General features: G+C 49.5%; 22 protein-coding genes and 1 rRNA gene. 5 read left to right on the forward strand and 18 right to left on the reverse strand.

Features of this window, described 5'->3' with window-relative positions; all coding sequences use genetic code 11:
- Positions 1 to 111 (forward strand): 5S ribosomal RNA (rrf, locus tag BM191_RS00005); the annotation flags it as partial.
- A 215-nt stretch (positions 112 to 326) separates the two neighbouring features.
- Positions 327 to 1,646, forward strand: a complete 1,320-nt coding sequence (locus BM191_RS00010) for an MFS family transporter (RefSeq protein ID WP_092873480.1) — start codon at positions 327 to 329, stop codon at positions 1,644 to 1,646.
- Here the strand turns inward: BM191_RS00010 and BM191_RS00015 are convergent, their stop codons facing one another.
- The 5 genes from BM191_RS00015 to trxC form a co-directional block, all read right to left on the reverse strand.
- Positions 1,647 to 1,967 carry a YfiM family lipoprotein gene (locus BM191_RS00015; RefSeq protein WP_092873483.1) on the reverse strand — a complete coding sequence of 107 codons (321 nt, stop codon included), beginning with the start codon at positions 1,965 to 1,967 and terminating at the stop codon, positions 1,647 to 1,649.
- 44 nt (positions 1,968 to 2,011) lie between these two features.
- The gene (gene pssA / locus BM191_RS00020) at positions 2,012 to 3,367 is read right to left on the reverse strand and encodes a CDP-diacylglycerol--serine O-phosphatidyltransferase (protein ID WP_092873486.1); all 1,356 of its coding nucleotides are present in this window, start codon (positions 3,365 to 3,367) and stop codon (positions 2,012 to 2,014) included.
- 105 nt (positions 3,368 to 3,472) lie between these two features.
- Positions 3,473 to 6,139 (reverse strand): bifunctional acetate--CoA ligase family protein/GNAT family N-acetyltransferase, encoded by a 2,667-nt coding sequence (locus tag BM191_RS00025; protein WP_092873489.1) that lies wholly within the window; start codon positions 6,137 to 6,139, stop codon positions 3,473 to 3,475.
- Positions 6,140 to 6,184: 45 nt separating this feature from the next.
- The gene (locus BM191_RS00030; protein WP_092873492.1) at positions 6,185 to 6,871 is read right to left on the reverse strand and encodes a tRNA-uridine aminocarboxypropyltransferase; all 687 of its coding nucleotides are present in this window, start codon (positions 6,869 to 6,871) and stop codon (positions 6,185 to 6,187) included.
- 55 nt (positions 6,872 to 6,926) lie between these two features.
- The gene (gene trxC / locus BM191_RS00035) at positions 6,927 to 7,349 is read right to left on the reverse strand and encodes a thioredoxin TrxC (protein WP_092875116.1); all 423 of its coding nucleotides are present in this window, start codon (positions 7,347 to 7,349) and stop codon (positions 6,927 to 6,929) included.
- A gap of 202 nt (positions 7,350 to 7,551) precedes the next feature.
- Here trxC and BM191_RS00040 point away from each other — a divergent pair, with 202 nt between their 5' ends.
- Positions 7,552 to 8,580, forward strand: a complete 1,029-nt coding sequence (locus tag BM191_RS00040; RefSeq protein ID WP_092873495.1) for a tRNA/rRNA methyltransferase — start codon at positions 7,552 to 7,554, stop codon at positions 8,578 to 8,580.
- 70 nt (positions 8,581 to 8,650) lie between these two features.
- Here the strand turns inward: BM191_RS00040 and emrB are convergent, their stop codons facing one another.
- The 10 genes from emrB to nrdH all read right to left on the reverse strand — a co-directional run bounded on the left by emrB (position 8,651) and on the right by nrdH (position 20,140).
- Positions 8,651 to 10,189 (reverse strand): multidrug efflux MFS transporter permease subunit EmrB, encoded by a 1,539-nt coding sequence (emrB, locus tag BM191_RS00045; protein WP_092873497.1) that lies wholly within the window; start codon positions 10,187 to 10,189, stop codon positions 8,651 to 8,653.
- Positions 10,190 to 10,206: 17 nt separating this feature from the next.
- Positions 10,207 to 11,379 (reverse strand): multidrug efflux MFS transporter periplasmic adaptor subunit EmrA, encoded by a 1,173-nt coding sequence (gene emrA / locus BM191_RS00050; protein ID WP_092873499.1) that lies wholly within the window; start codon positions 11,377 to 11,379, stop codon positions 10,207 to 10,209.
- A 188-nt stretch (positions 11,380 to 11,567) separates the two neighbouring features.
- Positions 11,568 to 12,098, reverse strand: coding sequence for a transcriptional repressor MprA (gene mprA / locus BM191_RS00055; protein ID WP_092873501.1), 531 nt, complete (start codon positions 12,096 to 12,098; stop codon positions 11,568 to 11,570).
- Between the two features lie 499 nt (positions 12,099 to 12,597).
- Positions 12,598 to 13,596 (reverse strand): glycine betaine/L-proline ABC transporter substrate-binding protein ProX, encoded by a 999-nt coding sequence (gene proX / locus BM191_RS00060; protein WP_092873503.1) that lies wholly within the window; start codon positions 13,594 to 13,596, stop codon positions 12,598 to 12,600.
- 70 nt (positions 13,597 to 13,666) lie between these two features.
- Positions 13,667 to 14,794 (reverse strand): glycine betaine/L-proline ABC transporter permease ProW, encoded by a 1,128-nt coding sequence (gene proW / locus BM191_RS00065; protein WP_092873505.1) that lies wholly within the window; start codon positions 14,792 to 14,794, stop codon positions 13,667 to 13,669.
- Positions 14,787 to 15,986, reverse strand: a complete 1,200-nt coding sequence (proV, locus tag BM191_RS00070) for a glycine betaine/L-proline ABC transporter ATP-binding protein ProV (RefSeq protein WP_092873507.1) — start codon at positions 15,984 to 15,986, stop codon at positions 14,787 to 14,789. Before proV ends, proW begins: the two co-directional genes overlap by 8 nt.
- A gap of 395 nt (positions 15,987 to 16,381) precedes the next feature.
- Complete coding sequence (gene nrdF / locus BM191_RS00075) at positions 16,382 to 17,347, reverse strand: class 1b ribonucleoside-diphosphate reductase subunit beta (RefSeq protein WP_092873509.1); 966 nt, start codon at positions 17,345 to 17,347, stop codon at positions 16,382 to 16,384.
- 15 nt (positions 17,348 to 17,362) lie between these two features.
- Entirely contained in the window at positions 17,363 to 19,513 is a 2,151-nt protein-coding gene (gene nrdE / locus BM191_RS00080) for a class 1b ribonucleoside-diphosphate reductase subunit alpha (protein ID WP_092873511.1), read from the reverse strand.
- Entirely contained in the window at positions 19,489 to 19,893 is a 405-nt protein-coding gene (gene nrdI, locus BM191_RS00085; protein WP_092873513.1) for a class Ib ribonucleoside-diphosphate reductase assembly flavoprotein NrdI, read from the reverse strand. Before nrdI ends, nrdE begins: the two co-directional genes overlap by 25 nt.
- Positions 19,894 to 19,897: 4 nt before the next feature.
- A complete protein-coding gene (gene nrdH / locus BM191_RS00090; RefSeq protein WP_092873515.1) occupies positions 19,898 to 20,140 on the reverse strand; it encodes a glutaredoxin-like protein NrdH in 243 nt (80 codons plus the stop codon).
- 553 nt (positions 20,141 to 20,693) lie between these two features.
- On the opposite strand from nrdH, the gene BM191_RS00095 reads away from it, so the two are divergent.
- Both BM191_RS00095 and BM191_RS00100 read left to right on the forward strand, forming a co-directional pair.
- Positions 20,694 to 21,029 carry a DUF2002 family protein gene (locus BM191_RS00095; RefSeq protein ID WP_092873517.1) on the forward strand — a complete coding sequence of 112 codons (336 nt, stop codon included), beginning with the start codon at positions 20,694 to 20,696 and terminating at the stop codon, positions 21,027 to 21,029.
- Positions 21,030 to 21,197: 168 nt separating this feature from the next.
- Positions 21,198 to 21,617, forward strand: coding sequence for a peptidase associated/transthyretin-like domain-containing protein (locus BM191_RS00100; protein WP_092873519.1), 420 nt, complete (start codon positions 21,198 to 21,200; stop codon positions 21,615 to 21,617).
- Between the two features lie 63 nt (positions 21,618 to 21,680).
- Here BM191_RS00100 and speG read toward each other — a convergent pair whose 3' ends face one another.
- From speG to BM191_RS00115, 3 genes are all read right to left on the reverse strand, one after another.
- On the reverse strand, positions 21,681 to 22,241 hold the full coding sequence (speG, locus tag BM191_RS00105; protein ID WP_092875118.1) for a spermidine N1-acetyltransferase: 561 nt from the start codon (positions 22,239 to 22,241) through the stop codon (positions 21,681 to 21,683).
- 141 nt (positions 22,242 to 22,382) lie between these two features.
- Positions 22,383 to 23,234, reverse strand: a complete 852-nt coding sequence (locus tag BM191_RS00110; RefSeq protein ID WP_092873521.1) for a nucleoside-specific channel-forming protein Tsx — start codon at positions 23,232 to 23,234, stop codon at positions 22,383 to 22,385.
- A 365-nt stretch (positions 23,235 to 23,599) separates the two neighbouring features.
- Entirely contained in the window at positions 23,600 to 24,040 is a 441-nt protein-coding gene (locus tag BM191_RS00115) for an L-alanine exporter AlaE (protein ID WP_092873523.1), read from the reverse strand.
- Positions 24,041 to 24,139 lie beyond the last annotated feature (99 nt).

Genomic DNA, 24,139 nt, shown 5'->3' on the forward strand with positions numbered 1-24,139 from the left:
CGGCAACAGCGCGGTGGTCCCACCTGACCCCATGCCGAACTCAGAAGTGAAACGCCGTAGCGCCGATGGTAGTGTGGGGTCTCCCCATGCGAGAGCAGGGAATTGCCAGGCATAAAAAAAACAAAAAAGCCTCGTACATAAGTACGGGGCTTTTTTGTGTCTGCAGCATACGAACAAATGCTGAAAATAAACAGAGTTACATCGAGTTCACAAAATTTACCGTTGCTTAAATAAAGTATTTTATCAATATTGCAAAGCTGGGTTTTACTGAATCGTTTCATATTCATCTGGCTGATTATCAGCAGGAAGCAATCATAGGTATTATTATGACGGAAGAAACTAATATAAAGCCAAATCCCGGAACATCGGAAACGCATAGCGCCGGGTATCTGAGTGCAAGACAACGCATCTGGGCGATTTTTGGGGCCTCTTCGGGAAATCTGGTTGAATGGTTCGATTTTTACGTTTATTCATTTTTCTCTATCTATTTCGCACAGGCTTTTTTTCCGACTGGTGACAGCACGACGCAACTGTTAAAAACGGCGGGGATATTTGCTGCCGGTTTTCTGATGCGTCCCATCGGTGGCTGGCTTTTCGGCTTTATTGCGGATAGATATGGCCGTAAACAATCGATGCTGATCTCAGTACTCATGATGTGCTTAGGTTCACTGGTTATCGCTTGTCTACCGGGTTACGCTACAATCGGTGTTGCGGCACCGGTGCTGCTGCTACTGGCCAGGATGTTTCAGGGGCTGTCGGTCGGCGGAGAGTACGGCACCAGCGCAACCTATATGAGTGAAGTCGCTGAAGAAGGAAAAAAAGGATTTTATGCTTCCTTTCAGTACGTCACCCTCATTGGCGGTCAGCTGCTGGCAGTGCTGACGGTGGTTATTCTGCAATTTATCCTTAGTGACGATGAGTTAAAAAGCTGGGGATGGCGTATACCCTTTTTCATCGGTGCGGTGTTAGCGGTGGTGGCGGTGTTGTTGCGTCGCTCGCTAAATGAAACGTCTGATAGTAAGGTCCGGGCGCGAAAAGATGCCGGAAAGTTGATTGGCCTGTGGAAGCATCGTCGGGCTTTTCTGATGGTGCTAGGATTTACCGCAGGTGGATCTCTAAGTTTTTATACCTTTACCACCTATATGCAAAAATACCTGGTCAACACAGCAGGGATGGATGCTCGGACAGCCAGCTCTTTGATGACCGGAGCGCTGTTAATTTTTATGGTATTACAGCCGGTTATCGGCGGATTATCCGATAAGATAGGACGGCGTAACTTAATGCTGCTGTTTGGTGGTTTATCTGCCATATGTACCGTACCTATCCTGACGCTGCTACAAAGTGTGAGCACCCCATGGGTTGCGTTTGTGCTGGTCATATTAGCGTTGTTGATAACCAGCTTCTACACGGCCATCAGCGGTATCCTGAAAGCTGAAATGTTTCCTCCGGAAGTGCGGGCGTTGGGCGTAGGACTGTCGTATGCGCTGGCAAATGCCATATTTGGTGGGTCAGCGGAGTACGTTGCGCTATCGTTAAAGGCAGCGGGCAGTGAAACCAGCTTTTTCTGGTATGTTTCGATTATGGGCGCTTTAGCTTTCCTTGTGTCACTGATGCTTCATCGTCGGGGAATGGGGGTTAAGCTATGATCACTGGCTAAGCGTCCATAACGTATAGCCGGTGGCCGCACCGGCGAGGTCCCAGCTAAAGTCCTTCCAACTCCAGCCTGAGCCGGAAGGGCGGCTGTCGTATGCCTCTTTCCCCGCGCCGATGCTCAGTGAAAAAAGTAAACCAATGCCTGCACTGCTGCTGCCGTTAATGTGCTGATGCTTAGCGTATTCGCTGCCCGCTGCTGCAAGCAGAGCTGAGGCGACAAAATGCTGAGCTTTATCTTTACCGGTCCAGGCGTCATCGGCCATATGAGCACATCCACAGCAGCTGAAAATGAAAAGCAGGCAGCAAAGACGCATGGGTAACCTTTTAAAAAAGCCCTGCGATAGGAGGGCATTATCTGTCACAGGATACGGCTGATTAGCTTATCTATGCGAATGCGCCTTAGTCGGCGGATTAATTTACGAACTTTGACCGGATAATCAGCGATGCTTTCCAGATCACGGAAATGACGCACGATAGTGGTATGAGTACGTATTAACGCCAACTCTCTGGTGCGCTGTCCGCTCAGCTGGCGTTGCGGATCGTGAATAAGGATCGCATTTTCGAGATCGAGCCGCCAGGCTCGTGGGTTGAGATTATTACCGGTAATAATCATCCATTCATCATCCACCCAGACACCTTTCAGATGGTAACTATTTTCCCCATCTTTCCACAAGCGTATCGTAAGTTGCTGGCTATTAATGAAATATTGTAGACGGCTGAGAAAACGGCGCAGGTTAATTTCATAAAGATAGGGGAGTGCGCCGATAATTTTAAATGGTTGGTCAGGTGGAATATAAAAATCATTGGCGGTTTTATCGCCGACAATGATTTCAACCTGTTTGCCCTGGCGCAGTAGTGTAATGATATTACGCACCAGAACGACGGGCAGATTGAAATAAGGTGTGCAAATGGTGAGCCTTTGCCTGGTGCAGGGCATCAGGTGATAAATGGTTTTATTCAGTAAGCTGCGTTTGCCAAGTCCAACTAGCGGGGCCAATGATAACTGATTATTATCGGCGTTGGGTTGATAGCAATAGTCTATTCCGCGAAGATCCTGGCGAAACTGCCGGGTTTCGTTTTTAATTTCTGGACTTTTAGGCCGTTCCGGACGATTTAACTGGTGAACGGCCTCTGCTTCGATAAGGTGCTGATGTATCCAGGAAACCATAGAATCAGCAAGAGAGGAATTAGTAATCAGCTGGTAGCGATCATACCGATACTTATCATGCTGATGAAGATAGACATCATTCAGGCTGGCTCCAGTATAAATCACCGTATCATCCACAATTGAGCCTTTGAGGTGCAGCACGCCCAGTGCTTCGCGAGTATTAACCGGTACGCCATAAATCGGTATCTCAATACCCGGATGCTGACGCGCCATTTCGCAATACCAGTCAGCATTGGTCGCCCCCTGTCGGGCGCCAATGCGCCCACGTTGCGCCCGATGCCAGTCAACCAGCACACAAATATCCAGTTCGGGGCGAGCCTGTTTGGCGTCATAAAGTGCAGAAAGTATGCTGCGGCCACCGTCATCCTTTTCCAGGTAGAGAGCGACAATAAAAATACGCAGTCTGGCACCGGCGATCTTATCCATCAAAGCCTGGCGAAAATCGGCAGCGGTGTATAGCGTGGTGAATTCTGCAGCAGATTGAGCCAGTTTAGGCAATTGAGCAAGGTGCTGTTGGTGTTTATTACACTTGGGCTTGGACAACATCACAGTACGCTTCTTCTCTGTTCATAATGGCCTCTTTTGCCAAAAAATCATGAGCCTGACTGCAAATAGTATCATTAGTAGGAAGCAAAGGGGTGTGATTTACGTTTAGAAAGATCCGCTTACCGCATCTGACAATGACAGCGTCAGGCTGACCATACCCTCATCCAGTTGAAAATCGACGCTGAAACCCAGTTTGCGAGCGAGAGCAATCATCCCCTGATTGTTCGGCATCGTTATGCCATTCAGCTGTTTCAGACCATGCACTTGAGTATAGGTGACCATTTTTTCCAGCAGCCTTCGCCCCATTCCCAATCCTTTGAGGTCGGATCGTACCAATACCGAGAATTCTGCATCAATATTGTCAGCATCGGAAATTGCACGGGTTACGCCAATAATTTCCTGCTGATTATTTGACTCTCTGACTGCCACGATCGCCATTTCCCGATCGTAGTCAATTTGTGTCATATTCGCCAAATCGTTGTGAGTGAACTCATTGATCTCACTGAAATAGCGATAATAGAGATCCTCTTTGCTCACCTGACTGATAAAACGTTGAAGCAGAGGCTCATCTTCGGGCAGTATGGGTCTGAACAGACAGCTGAGCCCATTTTTTAGCATGACCTTTTCTTCAAGATGATGTGGGTAAGGACGGATTGCCAGGCGAGCATCGGCATCACCGCTGAAGGGGGCCAGCGTCATGGTGACATCTAGCATGGCGAACTTCTCGCCGTCAGCCAGCAGAGGGTTAATATCCAGCCGGCGTATCTCCGGGCAGTCGATAATTAAATTAGAAACGTAGACTAATACCTGACTTAGCGAAGTGATATCCAACGGTTGCAGTGCGCTCCGGCTACGAAGTTTGCCATCTTTAATCGCCTGGATAACCAGATAGCGAGCGAGAGTCATATTTAATGGTGGCAGGGCAACGACTGCCTGAAGATGCGGCTGCCAGTCAGATCCACCTTCACCCAACAGGATTAACGGGCCAAATACGGGATCGTGCTCAACCTGAATTCGTAGCGACTGGGCACCGGCCCGATTCGCCATGCTCTGTACCAGCAATCCTTCTACACGTGCGCCAGGCTTGCTTTGCAGGACACGGTCAAGAATGGCATCGGCTGCACGCTGAACCTCCTCAGCAGTACGTAAATAAAGCAGGACACCCTGAACTTCGGACTTATGCGCTATATCAGCAGAACGTAACTTGAGTGCTACCGGATAGCCGATCTGGTTAGCAATTTGTACCGCTTCGACACTGTCGCTGGCAATCCATGTCGGCGGTACGTACAGGCCATAAGCCTGAAAAATATCCCGTACCTCATGGGTATCAAGAGAGAGATAGCCTGAGCTGAGTGCCTGTTGTATCAGCTGATGGGCCTGGGCCGAGTCCTGGGGTAGTGAAGGCGGAAGCGCCGGAGTTTCACGCAGCAGCTGCTGGTTGCGGCGATATTCTACCATGTGCATAAAGGCACTAATGGTGCCTTCTGGTGTGCGATAGGTTGGAATATGCGCTTCGCTGAACAAGCGCCGCGATTCCTGTGATGAGTATTCTCCACACCAATTCGTCAAGAGCGTAACAAGGGCTGCGCGAGGATGCCTCTTAATCTGCGCGATGAGCTGCTTTGCGGTCGGCGTCGCTGGTGCAGCCGCACTGGGTGAATGGATGATCATTAACGCATCAAAGCTAGGGCTGTCGAGCAGTGCGTTAATCACTGCGAGGTAGCGCTCAGGCGTCGCGTCATCCTGAAGATCCAGTGGGTTTGCGATGTTGAAGTTTGCCGGGAGCGCTGACTTTAATGCTGTACACAGCAGAGTATCTGGCTGTACAAGTTGACCGTTACGGGCATCAAGCGCATCCAATGCCAGGGCTGCTGGTGCGGCACCGTTGCTTATAATCATTAGCCGATCGCCTCGGAGCGGGCGCATATGACTGAGCGTTTCTACTGCAGAAAACAACTCGTGAGTATCACGAACGCGCAGCAGGCCTGCGCGCTGTATTGCCGCATCCCAGGCTGCATCCATGCCAGACGGTTTACGCAGTAGTTGTTGTGCCTGCGAACTCCTGCCGCTTTTTATCACAAGAATAGGCTTATTGCGCGAAGCGCTGCGCGCAGCAGAGACGAAGCGTCGCGCGTCGCTGAGACTTTCAAGGTGCAGTAATATAGCGGTTGTTTTGCCATCTCTGGCCAGAAAATCGAGCAGGTCGTCAACGTCAATATCCAGGCTGTCGCCGAGCGAAATAAACCATGAAAACCCTAGCTGTCGCTGCAAAGCCCAGTCAAGGACGGTATTAGAAACCGCTGCAGACTGCGAAATAAAGGCCACTTTTCCGGGTAGAATGCTAACGGGTGAGAAGCTGGCATTCAGTCCCTGCCAGGGTGCCAGTAATCCAAGGCTATTTGGTCCCAGTAGACGCATCTGGAAGCGCGCCGCGCAGACACGTAACGGGTCCTGTTGCTCAGCTGGGGCGGAAAGAATAATGACGGCTTTGCACCCTTTCAGACCTAAGGTTTCAAGCAGGGAGAGATTACGGCTGGCATGGGTACAGATGATCGCCAGATCTGGCACCATTGGCAGGCTGGCAACGTCCGGCCAGGCTAGCACGCCGCAAACGGCTTTATAGCGAGGCGTGACAGGCAGCACAGGCCCCTGAAAACCACCGTCGAGCAGATTACGCATCATAAGCCAACCGGCCCGCTGCGGCCTTGCTGAGGCACCCACGACGGCGATTGATTTAGGTCTGAGTAGTGCTTCCAGTCCGCGTTGGCTCATAGTGCGCTCCTGACAATGAGAAACAGGATGATTTTAAACTTTTTCTCACGCTTTTTCCGTAAATTGCCTGGGAAGCGCTTTTCCAGTGAGGTAGCGATCACGAAACAGCTGAAAATGTTGCGAAAGCGCTTGTGCAGCGCTACTGTCCCCAGCTTGTGCCAACAAGGCCACCGCTATCTCGGCAGTACAGTGCTGACCGGGAGCATGAGCTTCGCGTAGGGAATAAGCTGAGGGCGTGGTTACGTCAACCGACAGCACGGGAAAGTGATCCAGCCACGGGCTTTTGCGAAACATTTTACGTGCTTCGCTCCAGGTGCCATCCAGCATAATAAACAGAGGTGGCTTACCCTGAATCGGCGGTTTGTTTTCTACCTGACGATCAGTGGCAGCGTAACTGGCGGGAAATACGACAAAAGGTTGATAGCTGGCATCATTAACCACTTTGAGCAGGTCAACGCTTATTTCTGTCCGTGACCAACCAAAGGCCAAGGTGTCAGGCAGAATGTCGGCGATTAAACGACCGGTATTACTGGGTTTCATCGGTTCCGTATCGAACATGACCAGACAAAACCGGCTGCGAGCCTGTTGCGTCACGATGCCTGAACACAGACAGTTTGACAGTGGTAGCAGGCAGCGCTGGCAGCGGCATACGCGATTACCTCTGGCAAGAAAGGGGCGGGTGGCGCGAGCCAGACGCTCGGCACGCAGAAGAAGAACGGCGTTTTCAGTCATAGTCAATAAGGGCTAAAAACACCATTCTACCCTGGCTGCTATAAAGAGGCAGTAATTAAACCGTCTCGTCCAGCCACTCGCTGAAAGGCGCTTTTGGCATGGCACCGTTGATCATATCGACCATCTGCCCCTGCTTGAATGCCATGATCGTTGGAATGCTGCGAATGCCAAAGCGGCTACTCAGCGCCCGCTCCACTTCAGTGTTTATTTTGAGAAAGCGTATTTTGCCGCTGCGTTCTGATGCTATCTCTTTATAAACCTGCGCGAAGTTGAGACAGGGGCCACACCAGGGCGCCCAAAAGTCAATTATCACCGGTAGCTCGTCTTGCAAATATTTATCCAGCGTGGCGGCAGTGGCATTGATGACGTCCTGCGTAAACAGTTGCTCGTTGCATCGGCCACATGTAGCCGTTTCTTTATTGGCATGCTCACTGGGCAGGCGATTAGTTGCCTGGCAGAAAGGACAGACTGTTTTCATTTTTACCTCATGACCACGGAAATCACTGCGAAAAGCTGGTTTTTTAAACGACAGAATATGCAGTATGTTCAATGGGCGTCGGGGCAACAATGTGATTCCTTCAATGACTATAATAGCTGATAGCTTTTAGCTAAAGGTGATGGCTAACTCAGGAAACATCAGGTAATCTGCGCGCTTCGCGCTCAGCCAGGGGGAATAGTTGATGAACGACGAGCTGAAGGGTAAAAGTAGCAAGGTTAAAGTGATGTATGTTCGCGGAGATGAAGAAAAAGAAAATCGCGGGCAGAACCCGCGTACCGGTAAAGGAGGCACTCGCCAGCCGAAAGATAGCGATTGGCGTAACGACCGCCATGAAGGTAAAGGTCGTGGCCCGCATGAACACGATGATACCTATGAATCCTCACCATGGCGCACCGTCAGCCGCACACCGACTGATGAGAGACCCGACCATAGGGGGATCAGTGGTAAAAGTTTTATCGATCCGGAGCAGCTTCGTCGCCAGCGCTTGGAAGAAACCCGGGTATACGGTGAAAATGCTTGTCAGGCACTATTTAACAGCCGTCCTGAGGCTATCGTTCGTGCCTGGTTTATTCAAAGCGTTACGCCGCGTTTTCGTAATGCACTTAAGTGGCTGGCGGCTAATCGCAAGGCATATCATGTTGTTGATGATGCAGAACTCGCCAAAGCTTCCGGCACCGAGCACCACGGTGGCGTCTGTTTTTTAATTAAAAAACGGATGGGAATTCCGGTTGCTAACTGGCTGAAACTGGCGGGAGAGCAGGATTGCGTACTGGCGCTGGAAGATATTGGCAACCCGCACAACGTTGGCGGGATTATGCGTAGCTGTGCGCATTTCGGCGTGAAGGGAATATTGGTTGATGATGCGGCAGTGTTGGAGTCTGGCGCGGCAGTGCGTACCGCAGAAGGCGGTGCTGAGCACGTTCAGGCCATTGGCGATAAAGATTTTTCCGGCAGCCTTGATGCTTTCCGTAAAGCGGGTTACACCATTGTGACCACCTCCAGCCATAGTGGGGTGGCGTTAAATAAGGCCATCTTGCCAAAAAAAATGGTGCTGGTGCTTGGCCAGGAGCATGATGGCCTGTCCGACAGCGTTTTTCAACGAAGCGATCTGGCTATTTCGATCGGCGGAACTGGCAAAGTTGAAAGCCTGAACGTATCGGTTGCTACGGGTATTCTGCTGGCAGAATGGTGGCGTCAGAATAACGGCTAAATCGCCGCGGTGTTGTTGACCTGCTGGTATAAAAACCGGATGTTTTCAGCATCCGGTTTTTTGTAGCAGATTAATGGGCTCCACCGCCACTGTTATTGCTCGAAGTGAAGGGCGGACGGGCGAACCAGATAAGCACAAGCAGCACAAGAAAAACGCCCGCCGAGGCCCAGAATATCTCATTTGCTGAGATGATTAGCCCCTGGTTAGTTATTTGCTGTGCAATCCAGGCCGATGCCTGATCGTGCGTCATTCCCAGCGCCTGCAATTTCTCATACATCTGTTGCGCATTGGGGTTATACGGCGTAATTGATTCCGTTAGCTGTGCATGATGTATTGACTCGCGATCGGACCACATTGTGGTGGTAATCGATGTGCCAATGGAGCCCGCCAGAGTACGAGTAAAGTTTGACAGGCTCGATGCAGCCGCAATCTTGTCGGGAGGCAAACCGGCGAGCGTAATAGTGGTCAGTGGCATGAAAAAGCAGGCTACAGCAAAGCCCTGGATAAACTGCGGCCAGGCCGACGCGCCAAAGTCCATTCCTGGTTCAAAGGTATATGCGCGCCAGTAAAAGCACACGGCATACATAATGAAGCTGAAGGTGACCAGGCGGCGCATATCCAGCTTATGGGCAAACCGGCCGATAATCGGCGACAGTATTACCGGAATGATGCCCACCGGCGCTGACGCCAGCCCTGCCCAAGTGGCGGTGTAGCCGTATACCTCCTGTAGCAGTTGAGGTAGTAACACAATAGAGCCGAAATACAACATATAGGCGAGGCTGATTGACAGGCAGCCGATGGTAAAATTTCGCCCGGCAAATAGTGACAGGTCGACGATCGGATGCTTATCCGTTAGCTCCCATATCAAGAGTGCCAGTAGCGCTATAACTGCCAGCGACGTCAGGATGATAATCTCGGTAGAGCTAAACCAGTCGAGTTCCTTACCGCGATCGAGCATAACCTGAAGTGAACCTACGCCGATCACTAATAGCGCCAGACCAACCATGTCGATAGGAGCGATGGTGATGGGTGTTTCGCGGTTACGCAACGTTTGCAGCGTAAGGAGTACAACAATAACGCCAATCGGCACATTAATAAAAAAGATCCAGCCCCAGTGGTAATTGTCGCTGATCCAGCCGCCGAGAATTGGGCCGCAGATGGGGGCAACAATGACCGTCATGGCCCAAAGCGACAGAGCAATGCTGCGCTTAGCGGGGGGATAGTTATTCAGCAGCAAACTCTGCGACAGCGGGATCAGGGGGCCGGCGACGATCCCCTGAATGACGCGGAAGAAAATCAGCGTAGTCAAACTCTCTGACATACCACAAAGCCATGAGGCAACGGCGAAGGCACCCGTTGACCAGACAAACAGTTTAACTTCGCCAATCCGGCGGGCAAGCCAGCCGGTAATGGGAATTGAAATAGCATTCGCAACCCCAAACGAGGTGATAACCCAGGTACCCTGAGAATTAGATTCACCGAGATTACCTGCGATAGTTGGGATCGCAACGTTGGCGATGGTGGAGTCCAGTACTTGCATAAACGTCGCCAGTGACAGCGCAATCGTCATCAGAACCAGCGGCATTCCCTCAAGCGTTTTTTGTTGCATAACAATCTCTCGCGTGATTAATCCGCATTGGCTTTAATAATCTCGCTTATCAGCTGGTTTACCGGTGCCAGATTAAGCGATAGAGCATTACTGACATATGCTGGCGTACTACGCACTTTAGTCGCCAGGACCGGGCCTTGCGTATCGCTCGTATCTACGTTAACCAACACTGAGAGCCCGATACGCAGAGGATGCTGTTTCAGCTCCTGAGGATTAAGCGCGATACGCACCGGCAGGCGCTGAACCACTTTAATCCAGTTGCCAGTGGCGTTCTGCGCGGGCAGCAGTGAAAAGGCGCTGCCCGTCCCCATGTCCAGCCCGATCACTTTACCGTGGTACACCACATCATCGCCGTAGATATCGCTGACTACGGTGGCAGGCTGACCGATACGCACTTTCGCCAGCTGGGTTTCTTTAAAATTGGCATCAACCCATAAGCCTGTAGAAGGCACAATAGCCATCAAAGGTGTGGAAGGAGAAATTTGCGAGCCAACCTGAACACTGCGGCGTGAAACGTATCCGTCTACCGGACTGACGATTTGCGTGCGTTGCAGCGCAAGCCATGCGTCACGCAGTTCAGCAGAGGCTTGTTGGACGGCAGGTTGATTTGCCAAAGGGGTATTAAGGATCATGGCCTGATTAGCGTTGTACTGCTGAATCGCCACATCGAGCTGCGCTTTAGCGCTGGCAACGGCATCGCGAGCATGCTGTAACTCTTCGCGACCAATCAGATTGTCATTGGCAAGAGGGAGGCGACGGCGTAGATCCGCTTCGGCCTGGCCCAGTGCCGTTTTTTGCAGCTCAATGTTGGCCTGATACTGCTTACTGTTAATCATCAGCTGATGAGTCTGGCGTACGCTGGTCGCCAGCGCAGTTTTTGCTTTTTCAAATGCTTGCTGTGCATCGGTCTGATCGAGTGTGACGAGTACGTCACCTTTTTTAACAAAGTCAGTATCGTCAAATACCACTTTATCGACACTGCCGGAGACCTGGGCCATGACCTGAACCTGGTTACCGGCGACATACGCATCGTCAGTCTCTTCAAAGTGGCGCAGTATCAGAAACCAGTAAAAAAACCAGGCAACGCCAATCACAATAAATAGTGAGGCCAGTAAAATCAGCGCGCCTTTACGCTTGTTTTTATTCGTTCTCGGCTGTTGGGGTGTCTGCATCTCCGCATTCACACTCATAGTACTCTCCTGTTTGCCTAATCATCCGGAGAGAACATCCCTATTCAAATATCCGGCGCGAAAAATGCCAGCGCGAATAGGCTGGCATAAGACATGAAATCTGGGCGCTTAACATAGCGACTTACGGAAAAAAAAATGTCGCACAATATGCTATTAGTGACAGGCGCTATTGCTGTGTCAGGGAAATATTAGCGGGATAAATTGCTGACAGCGTCCTCTGAATCCATTTTATCAAGCCTATTCAGAAGTTTGCGAGTTATTGCCTCGAGTTGTGCTTTCTCGGTGCCGTTCAGAGCATCCCAGAGTAGTTGAAGACTCTGATGCTGAGGTGGCAAAACCTTTTGCAGGAACTCATTACCTTTGGTCGTCAGGCTAAGATGCAAGCAGCGGCGGTCGTTATTGCTTTCACGGCGTTCAATCCAGCCGCGCTTTTCCAGCTCATCGGCGATACGCGTAGCATTTGTGCGGGAGGAGCCCAGGGCGGAGCTAAGTTCAGAGGGCTGAATACGTTGATTTTCCTGTGCGTCCAGGGTGAGTAATGCTATAAACAAGGTTTCATTAATTCCTTGATTTTTCAACATCTTATTGCGATTTTCCAACAGTTTACCCTGCATATGCATACATAGCCGGGTCAACAAAATTTCTTGCAGGGGAAAATCTTTATGGCGGCTGGCGCGAAAATTCAGCATTCGCTCAATGGGTGTAAACGAGCTTTCCATTATATTGGGCCTCACTTGTTGCAACGGGTCGTAACAATGCTGTGATCCGAGACGTTCGCAGATTGCATGGAAAACTGTTTGCGTTACTCATCTCACGATCCTGATAACCACATCACTCCCTGACCTGCTGGCTTGTAACCAGAGTGTTTGCTACGGATAAAAAATAAAATCTAACGGGGATTTTCAGCTGGATTAGCGTCAATATTTGCCGTTAGCTGACCAATCGCGCTTCTCATTAGCAGCTAAATAATTTACTGTGAAAAAATAACTGCTATCAATTAATAGTTGAATAAAGATACCAGACTCGATGTGCGGATAACAGTTAGGAGAGTCTGATAAATATACTTTTACGCTTTCTGCGTTTTCTTAAGCACATAAGGTCAGTCGTAATGAGCGCTGAAATCAGGTCTTGCCGTGTCGGATGCCTGCGTTGCAGAGGAGATGACCTCAAACCGATCGCAAGGTCGCTTTGAGGTCATAAATTGAGGAGGATAACCCCTTATCTGGCAGCAGCCTGTGCGTTGCTAATCCAATTATCAAACGTTGACTGGTGCGCTTTAATCCAACCGTCAACCTGAGCATTAATCGCATCTTCAGATGACTGGCCCTCTTCATGCATGTGCGCATTCTGAGCGTTGATATCTGCCACTGGCAGCTTCATTTCAGCAAACAGTTTTGCAGCAGCCGGATTTCTCTTGGCCCACTCTTTGTTGGCAACGATGTGCATGGTATTCACCGGGAAGCCATAGTTAGCGCCGTTAGGTAGCCTGGTATCCACACCGCGTTGTTTACCCGGCAGTGAAGAGAAGGGCACCTGTAACCAGACTACGTCTCGTCCGGGCTTTAACACATCGCTCACCCAGTACGGTGTCCAGGTATAATAAAGAACAGGCTTGCCCTGTTTAAAGCGGGTGATGGTATCGGCAATCATTGCTGAATAATTGCCCTGATTATGTTCCACGGTATTGCTCAGGCCGTATGTGTTAATCTGGTGATTGATCACCGCCTCACAACCCCAGCCTGGCGTACAGCCGGTCAGGTCGGCTTTTCCGTCGCCATTGGTATCAAATAACTTTGCCAGCGCGGGATCTTTAAGCTGAGCAAGGTTGGTGATGTGATATTTCTCTGCGGTTTTTTTATCAATCAGATAGCCTTGTGCAGCACCTTGCACCAGCGTTCCCTGACGATAAAATTTGTTATCTCCGCCCGCAGAATCATACATGTCGTCATGCAATGGCTTCCAGTTGTTAGCGGTGAAGGTTGCATCGCCAGCTGCAATGGTGGTATATGCGACGTTGTAATCGACTTCGCTGGGCTTTTCAACCGTATAACCCAGCTTCTCCAGCGCACGACTGACCAGTAGCGTCTGGAAGGTTTCCTCTGCGATTGCGCTTTGCACCGGTTTGACCGTGATACCCTTACCCGGCAGATCAGTGGCGGAAACAGATAAGCTAGCCAGCGAGGTAAACGCGGCCGCGATTAAAGCAATCTTGCGCATAACGTTATCCTTATATTAATGATTGTCAGTGCATGGGACGCGGGCGGCGCATCGCTACGCCGCCGGAAAATTAACGTTTAAAGGGACGAACCAGAATGCCGATAGGTCCGGTGGTATACCAATGGCGATTACCGCGGCTACGGCCATCCCGACCTAAGGATTGAGTCAGTCGGTCAAGAATAATCGCGAGGATAACGATACCAACTCCGCCGACGCTAGCCAGACCCATATCGAGACGACCAATACCGCGAAGTACCATCTGTCCAAGCCCGCCTACGGCGATCATTGAGGCGATAACTACCATTGACAGCGCCAGCATTAGCGTCTGGTTTATACCGGCCATGATTGTTGGCATCGCGAGCGGCAGCTGTACCTTAAATAACAGCTGGCGTGGATTGGCACCGAACGCCTCTGCCGCTTCGATGAGATCAGCGGGAACCTGTTTAATTCCGAGGATCGTCAGTCGTACTACCGGCGGTAACGCAAAGATAATGGTCACGACAACACCGGGCACGTTACCGATACCAAATAGCATAACGATAGGGACCAGATAGACGAAAGCCGGTGTTGTTTGCATCGCATCCAGCAGCGGGCGAATAAACCGTGCCGCGCGTTCACTGCGAGCCAGCCAGATGCCGAGCGGCAGGCCGATGACAACGCAAAAAAGCAGAGCGGTAAGCACCAGTGCCAGGGTTACCATCGCCTGCGACCAGGCGCCGATTGCGCCGATGGCGATGAGCGAAATAAGGGTAGCCACACCCATAGCCGGGCTGGCGAGTTGCCAGGCTATCAGCGCAAAAATAATAATAGCCATCGGTGCCGGCATGCCCATGAGCAGATGCTGGAAGGCGCTTAGTATGTAATCTACCGGTACACGAATGCCCTGAAACACCGGCCGGAAATGCGACACTATCCAGTCGATTCCTTCGGTAACCCAGTGATCGAGTGGCACCAGTTTTTTATGGAATGGGTCCATAATATTGAAGTGTTCCGCCTGCGGTGCAGGTGCGCTGTTTAACCAGTCGCTACTGCCACCGCTGCTTGCACCGCCGGGGTTGCTCCAGGCACTCCCGGCATCGCCACCAGGAGAAGCTGCGCTGCTGGCAGCTGGCTGGCTGGTGATATCAACGGCGCTCTGGGATGCATTCTGGCTATCAACCGAAGCAACTTGCCACGGATTAGTATCTTGTTTACTCATAGGTTGCCCCCTCACGGTCCAGCGCCTGTAGTAAAATGCCTTTGGAAATAATCCCAACGTAACGACTATCTTCATCGACCACCGGTACTGCACAGGGTGCCTGGGCGACGTGAGACAGCAGTTCATTAAGGGAGGTATCTGCGGGGACCGGTGCAGGTTCTGGCAGCATAGCCTGCTCAAGCCCCGCGCCAGCAGCCAGAGCTGATTTCAGGGATTCGATAGAAACGACGCCGAGAAACTTCTGGCGTTCAAGCACATACCCGAATTCCCGGTCTTCATCCTGCAAGACTTTCAATGCTGAACGTGGCCCAAAGCCGGGCGATTTTCTCATCAGGGCTGACGCGCTGCGTCGTGCAATATCTCTGGCGCTGAATACATGGCTGATATCCACGCCCCGGAAAAAGGTGCGGACATAATCGTTGGCAGGGTTATTGAGTATTTCGTCAGGCGTACCTACTTGCACCACTTCACCGCCTTGCATAATAGCAATCCGATCGCCGATGCGCATTGCTTCATCAAGATCGTGAGAAATAAATACAATAGTGCGCTGGTGGCGCGATTGCAGATTAATTAATTCATCCTGCATTTCTGTACGAATCAGGGGATCAAGTGCAGAAAAAGCTTCATCCATTAATAATATATCAGGGTTGATCGCCAGCGCCCGTGCCAGTCCAACGCGCTGACGCATGCCGCCAGAAAGTTCATCTGGATATGCGTGAGCATAATTCTCCAGCCCTACCTGACGCAGCGCGTCTAATGCTTTTTGCTGTCGTTCTTCCAGTGGTACACCGGATAATTCCATGCCGAAGGCAGTGTTATTTAACACCGTCATGTGCGGCATTAATGCAAATGACTGGAATACCATGCTGATTTTATTTCGTCTAACCTGACGGAGATCCCGGTCAGATATTTTTGCAATATCGACGCCATCAATAATTACCTGACCACGGGTTGGCTCTATCAGACGATTGAGAAGGCGAACCATAGTGGATTTTCCTGAGCCGGATAATCCCATGATGACGAATATCTCGCCTTCTTCAATGGCCAGACTGGCGTCTTTTACGCCAAGTGACAGCCCGGTTTTTTCCAGTAATGCCTCCTTACTTATTCCCTTCGCAATGTGTTTAAAAGCGCGCTCAGGGTGATCACCAAATATTTTATATAAATTTTTTACTTCAAGTCTAATTGCCATTCGATAATTAAATCCGGGTTAAGAGTGATGATTTTTTTATGCGGTCTATTCTCGGTTAGAAATTAACAGTCCATACCGTAGCACACTGAAAATGGATGGCAACCCTTGACATTTTATGAAATTTCACTGGAGTTTGCTGAAAATGAGACATAACGTCAGTAATGATAAGGGCTAAAGGAGTGTGGAATATTTTAAAAAAAAGGTGCGTAATTTTTTGAGAAAGCTCCTGGTTCTTGATTGGCGGAATTAATAGTGACTAAATATCAAAGAAGATTTATCCGGAATAAGACGTCGATTTTTTCAAATATTATCATTCAATGAATGACTTTAAATAATAAATATAATTTAACTAACTTTAACCGTGGCGATTTATCTTAATCGCCACGCAAGGACGTTTAAAAGGCCCAATCTTCGTCCTGAGTTTCTTCCACTTTCCCCATCACATACGATGAGCCGGAACCGGAAAAAAAATCGTGATTTTCATCGGCATTTGGCGACAACGCTGCGAGGATCGCTGGATTAACCTCGGCCATATCAGCCGGAAAAAGGGGATCGTAGCCGAGATTCATTAAGGCTTTGTTGGCGTTGTAATGCAGAAACTTTTTCACATCTTCAGCCCACGGAAGGCCAGCATAAAGCTCATCAGTGTAAATCAGTTCATTTTCATACAGCGACATGAGTAGCGTAACAGCAAATTGCTGCAGTTCGTCGCGCCGCTCAACGGATGCCTTCTGCAACGCCTTCTGATACTTATAGCCAATGTAGTAGCCGTGCACCGCTTCATCCTTAATGATCAGACGTATCAGGTCGGCAGTATTCGTCAGCTTACCGCGACTGGAGAAATACATCGGTAGCCAGAAACCGGAATAAAACAAAAATGATTCGAGAAATACGCTGGCGATTTTCTTCTTGAGTGGGTCCTGTGCATTGTAATGTGCCATCACGATCCCGGCTTTACGCTGTAAAGCTTCGCAGGCCTCACTCCAGGCATAGGCCGCATCAACGTCCGGCGTCTGGCATAAGGTTGAGAAAATCGAACTATAGGAGCGGGCGTGAACGGCCTCCATAAAACAGATATTTGAAAATACCGCTTCCTCATGGGGGGTTATGGCATCGGCCATCAGCGCAGGGGCGCCGACGGTATTTTGCAGGGTATCAAGCAGCGTCAGACCGGTGAAAACCCGGATAGTAAGCTGTTGTTCATTCCGGCTAAGGTTCTGCCATGCGGGGATATCATTTGACAGTGGTACTTTTTCCGGTAGCCAGAAGTTTGCAGTCAAGCGGTTCCATACCTCCAAATCTTTTTCATCTTCGATCTGGTTCCAGTTCACTGCCTGCAGACGGTGGTTCGTACTGTTCATATCATTACTCCGAATTTATAGCGCACAGGAGACGCAGCCTTCCACTTGGGTGCCCTCCAGCGCCAGCTGGCGCAGACGGATGTAGTAAAGGGTTTTAATGCCTTTTTTCCAGGCATAAATCTGCGCTTTGTTTATATCGCGCGTGGTGGCGGTATCACGGAAAAAGAGTGTCAGTGATAACCCTTGATCGACATGGCGTGTGGCCTCAGCATAGGTATCGATAATTGCCTGAGGCCCAATTTCATAAGCATCCTGATAGAGAGGTAAATTGTCATTGGTCATATAGGGGGCAGGGTAATAAACGCGTCCGGTTTTGCCCTCTTTACGTATCTCAATGCGTGAAACGATCGGGTGTATGCTGGAGGTTGCGTGATTGATGTAGGAAATAGAGCCGGTAGGTGGGATCGCTTGTAAATTCTGGTTATACAGCCCGTCTTTCATTACGTCATCACGCAGCGTCTGCCACTGTTCACGGGTTGGCAAATGAAAGTTGAAGCGTTCAAACAGCGCGCTTATCTCAGGCGTACGCGGCGTCCAGCTCTGCTTAATGTAACGCTCGAAATATTCCCCGCTGGCATAACGTGATTGGCTGAAACCGGCAAAATGCTCACCACGTTCGCGCGCCAGACGGTTTGAGGTGCGCAAAGCATGGTAAGTGACTGCATAAAAGTAGAGATTGGTGAAGTCCAGCGCGGCCGGTGAACCGTAAACAATTCCTTCGCGCGCCAGAAAACCGTGCAAATTCATCTGGCCGAGGCCGATAGCGTGCGATTTCGCATTGCCCTCAGCCACTGACGGCACTGACCGGATGTGGCTCATATCGGAAACAGCGCTCAATCCGCGTACCGCCACTTCCACCGTGCGGGCAAAGTCGGTTGAGTCCATCGCACGTGCGATGTTAAGCGAGCCGAGATTGCAGGAAATGTCTTTGCCGATCCGGTGATAACTCAGGTCATCATTGTATTCTGAGGGCGTATTTACCTGCAAAATTTCGGAGCAGAGGTTACTCATGTTGATCCGTCCGGCTATCGGATTTGCGCGGTTAACGTTGTCTTCAAACATGATATAGGGATAACCGGATTCAAACTGAATTTCCGCCAGCGCCTGGAAAAAGTCACGTGCGTTAATATAGCGGCGGCATATCCGTTCATCAGCCAGCAACTGGCCGTATTGTTCATTGATGCTGATGTCAGCAAAAGGCATACCGTACAGGCGTTCTACGTCGTAGGGAGAAAACAGCGCCATCTGCTGATTATCCTTTGCCAGCTGAAAGGTAATGTCGGGGATCACCACGCCAAGCGACAGGGTTTTGATACGGATTTTTTCATCTGCGTTTTCGCGTTTAGTATCCAAAAAACGCAGGATATCGGGATGATGGGCATGCAGGTATACGGCCCCGGCTCCCTGGCGTGCACCCAGCTGGTTGGCGTATGAAAAAGCATCTTCCAGCATTTTCATCACCGGAATCACGCCAGATGACTGGTTTTCAATACGCTTGATTGGTGCGCCTGACTCTCGCAGATTTGAGAGCAAAAACGCCACGCCGCCACCGCGCTTTGACAGCTGTAACGCCGAGTTAACCGAACGGCCAATCGATTCCATATTATCTTCAATACGCAGCAAAAAGCAGGATACCAGCTCGCCGCGCTGCTGTTTTCCACAGTTAAGGAAAGTTGGTGTTGCTGGCTGAAAGCGACCGCTAAGCATCTCCTCCATCAGCGATAAAGCAAAAGCTTCCTGCCCCTGAGCCAGTGTGAGGGCAACCATACAGACCCGATCGGCAAAGTTTTCCAAATAACGCTTACCATCAAAGGTTTTCAGCGTGTAGCTGGTGTAAAACTTCCAGGCACCAAGAAAGGTCTGGAACTGATAATCATAATTATATGCCTGCTGGAAGAGCTGGCAGATAAAGGAGAACTTATAGGCATTCAGTATTGAGGCATCATAATAGCCTTCATCAACCAAATATTGCAGACGCTCTGCGATACTGCCAAAACTAATGCTATTGGGAATAACATGCTGCGAAAAGTAGTGGCTTATCGCTTCGCGATCTTTCTCAAACTGGATATCGCCAGCGTTGTTATACAGATTAAGCAAAGCGTTCAGCGCATGATAATCGCCGTTGTCTGTAGTACCGCTACTCAGCTTATGGGTTGTCGTTGCCAAAATTTTTTCACTCCCCGGTGAATATTTACGAGGTCGGTCTCGCTGCCAATCAGTTCAAAACGATAGAGCCAGGGCACCTGACACTTGCGCGATATAATGTCGCCGGCAAGGCCGAATGCCGTGCCAAAATTACGGTTGCCGGCGGCGATCACGCCGCGAAGCAATCCCCGGTTATGATCTTGATTAAGAAACTGGACTACTTGTTTTGGCACCGCGCCTTTGACGGTGCCGCCGCCATAGCTGGGCACGATCAGAATAAAAGGATGATCGACTTGTAGTGCCTCTCCAGCCAGAGGAATGCGTTCAGCCGGTAATCCCAGCCTTTCAATAAAGCGTCGGGTATTACCAGACTGACTAGAGAAATAAACCAGCGGATGCATGAAATCACCCCGGAAGTGTTAGCTGCGCCTGAAGGGCGGCGATCTTATCCGGACGAAAACCGCTCCAGTGCTCTTCATCTGTCATCACTACAGGTGCCTGGCGATAGCCCAGATTGCGTAAACATTCGACCGCTTGTGGATCGTTATCGAGATGGACCAGTTCGTAAGTCAGGCCTTTATTATCCATGGCGTTTTTTGTCGCGTTGCACTGAACGCAGTTGAATTTTGTGTAAATAACAATGCGCATGATTTGTATTTCTCTATCAGGATAAGGTGATGACTTGACGGTGAGTTAAAGTCACGTTCAAGCCCCCTTTGACATCAATATATAGCGGAGTGCTTTAGGTATAAATACTAGATGTAGTTTTTATTGAATGCAACCACACAATATATAGTAGTATGCGCAATTTCTTAGCGAAGCCGTACGGCTAATGGATTTGTGCAAAAAATAAATTAAATCGCTGAGGCGGGGGGGAATATGTTGCGAGGTTTTAGTCAGTTTCGTCCGGTGTAGTACATACTGATACGGCATCAATGAACCCGCCTGATGGCGTATTGATAGTATTTGCGGGCCAGCACTCTGACGTACCTATTGAGTTTAATTCTATGGTTTTGTTCACATAGGTAAATAATGCCCTTTCCCAACCGTCGAAAATGTATCCTGCAAGCTATAATTTTTTTGCGGCGGGTAGCATAACGTCTTAGTTTTATAGTGGTTTATGGATTATTCCGAAAGCCCGGTGCCAGCGGCTGTTATAGGCTTACAGCGAATTTGAAAAAACTGGCATTGAGGATTAATAATGTATTTACGACCTGATGAAGTAGCACGCGTATTGGAACGCGCAGGATTTGAGGTAGAGACCATTACGCAAAAAGCCTATGGCTACCAGCGTGGGGATGATTATGTCTATGTTAATCGTGAAGCCCGAATGGGCCGGACCGCACTGGTCATCCATCCGACGTTGAAAGAAAGAAGCCTTAATTTCACCGAACCGTCGTCAGATATTAAAACGTGCGATCACTACATCCGTTTTCCACTCTATTTGGCTGGTAACAGCAATAATCATTATGGTATTCCACACGGTTTTAGTTCTCGCATGCAGCTTGAGCGCTACCTCGAACACGTCTTTGGTTAATTAAAGATCGTGTAGACAGCAAAGTTGATGGTATGACTTACCTGGTTTAGCGAAACAAATAATTGACTAAAAATTTGGTTTGCTTTGCCATCTGATCGCGTACGTATTTGATGAAAAGCTGGCATCCAGTGCTTAAAATAACCTCATTACCTTGCAACGGAATTAACTATGAAAGCGCTAATACTGGCTCTGGTGTCTCTCTGCGTTTTAAATGGCTGCGCGACCATTGTTGGTCACGAGTCGCAACATGTGACAATTGACACACAACCACCGGGCGCGCGCTTCGTGATTCAGGATGAAACGGGGCAGATTGTCGCTCAGGGCACTACGCCAAAAACGGTAGTGCTGGCCAAATCTAACGGAAGCTATTTCGGCAAGAAAAACTATCAGGTCATGCTTGAGCGACCGGGTTATGTTCCACAGACGTTACCGCTGACAGAGCGCGTAAATCTATGGTACCTGCTCGGTAATATTCCGTTAGGCGGCTTTCCTGGCTGGTTGCTGGTCGATCCGTTTTACGGCGGGATGTACCAAATACAGCCGGGACGGTTGCAACACACATTGAGCCCGGTCGGTGCTCGTGGTTAACAGCCGGTTTAATAATGTGAAAGCAGCCAGTAAGAAGCGGAATGCAGTGCATTCCGCAGGGGGTTATTGGGCGGTTGGTTTTAATAAATTACTGCCAGCAGCTGGCTTATGTTTTTCCATATAGCTATCCTGAAAAATACACATGCGGATAGTGTTACGGTATTCACCGTTTATGAAGAACTCATGCCTGAGTTCCCCTTCAATCTCGAATCCCAGCTTGGTATAAATATGAATGGCCTTAGCGTTCTCTTTATCAACGATCAGATAAAGTTTATACAGATTTAATACCGAGAAGCCGTAATCCATTGCCAGCTTAACCGCCCGGCTTGCCAGACCTTTGCCCTGATGCTCAGGGGCGATAATAATCTGAAATTCAGCGCGCCGGTGAATGTGATTAATCTCGACCAGCTCAACCAGGCCCGCTTTATCACCGTCATGCTCCAGCACAAAACGGCGTTCGCTCTGGTCATGAATATGTTTGTCATAGAGATCTGAAAGTTCGACAAAAGCCTCATAGGGCTCTTCAAACCAGTAGCGCATGACGCTGGCATTATTATCCAGATGATGGACAAAAGTCAGATCCTCACGTTCAAGTGGGCGAAGCATAATATTCGCGTCTGTCATTTGAGCTGACATATCATCTCCTTTGACGCAGGCGTGTTGCTGCTCATCCAGTATAGCGAGAGGTCGGTGAAGATATAAGGATCTATTTCAGGAAGTAAAACAGGGCGTCCAGGACGCCCTGTTCATCCGCGAGGAGGAATTTTAAAAGTTATAACCCACGACAAAGTAATAACCGAAGCCGGTGGATTTAACTTCAAACGGACCGTTGCCGAAGTTCAGGTTAGCCCCGTTGTCCCACTGTCCGCCGTTATGAAAATAGCGAGCAACCAGTGAATAGTGCCAGTGATTGTAACTCAACGAAAGAATATGGCTTGACGCGATGGAGTTGCTGGTGCGATTTGCGCTATTGCCCAGGTCGGAGCCCCAGTCAAAATTCGTAAAGCCAATATAGCTCAGATTGCCGCCCCACAGTTTGGTCAGCGGTACAATGTATTTAATTTTGAAACGGTAGCCGTCCCAGCTGTTCTCATTGGCTGCACCGTAGTTTTCCCACTGATACTTGGCATAGACGTTCATCGACAAGCCGATGTCGCTGTGCGTATCAATATCGGTACCGAGACCCATATACCAGGTATTTTGTCGGTTACCAGGGTTATCGCCCATGTCATAGATATAGTTGTTCGCGAAGTACCACTCTTTGAATGGGCCAAATGCGAGACTGGTGCCGGTCAGCTTATCGATCGAAAAGCGCGGCTCTATTTCTACAAACAGTGGTGAACCGTTATCCCAGGTGCCTTTATCGTTGCCATTACCGGCGCCGAAAAATTTTGGCATGTCAGCGTAGCCGTAAAAATCAAACCAGTCTTTGTGCGCAAAGGCTTCATACTCGAGGTAGACGTCATTATTTAACTGTGGCCCAAAACGGGTGTGATAGCTGCCAACCACGTTGACGCTCTGATGCCACCAGTCGGAAAGGTATTCCGGATTATTGTTTGCTGTCGCGCTCCAGGAAGCCGCCGCAAGTACACTCGCTATCACTATTTTATATTTCATTCTATTACCACATTTTTGATAATCCGGGCGTACGGTTCTTTATGCCAGAATCGAGAGTCCGGAAGGTTAACAGAGGTGATTTAAACAGCATTCACCTCTCAATATCGCTGCCGCAATGTGCCTGCTGACGCGGATAAGAAAATATATTTTTCATCATACTTGTCAAACTTTGTTTCAGTAATTTTTGTATTCATAGTGATTAAGATCACGTTTTTTTAACTGCGGGCCTTGCAGGCATCTGCTCGTCCCGGTTTAAACGTTTGCGTGGTGCGTTCAGTGGGGCATGGCGTGGAAGCGGAAATGTGGGGAGGGCAGCTTGGCTATGATGCGCATACGGAGCGTTACTGATTTACCTACATTGATGCTCAAACGATCGCTGCCTGCCGGATGCCAAACAGACGGCGGCAAAAATCAAGGAAGTAACCATATATCCCGCCGAGTAGCAATGAAGCCAGAATGTTCGAGCTTATTGCGGCAATAATTTGCTGCATATTTGCACCAATGCACAGCAGTATCAATGCATAGATCGGCGACTGGAAGCTGACGTAGGCAATGACATCCGCCAGTGAGCGCATCCAGCTTGCCGGGCTGGCCTTGCGGGCTTTCGCTAACAACATGTCGCGCCATAAACCGTAAGGCCAGGCAATAAAAATGTTGACTGGAATGGCAAACAGACGTGATGAAAGAGAGCGGTCGAAGCTCATTCCGCTAACGAAGATCTCGGTGATCATGCCGGTAACAAAGCAATAAATCACCATTGCCACAATGTCGGCCACAGCATGACGTATACGGAATGGGAAGATCATAAACTGCACCTTGTAAATTAAACCGGATTTTAACAACGTTAAAGGCTAATAGCGCGATGTTTATTTCTGCTTTTCTGCCTTCGCTGTAAAATATATCTC

This window comes from Izhakiella capsodis (assembly GCF_900115045.1).
Taxonomy (GTDB): domain Bacteria; phylum Pseudomonadota; class Gammaproteobacteria; order Enterobacterales; family Enterobacteriaceae; genus Izhakiella; species Izhakiella capsodis.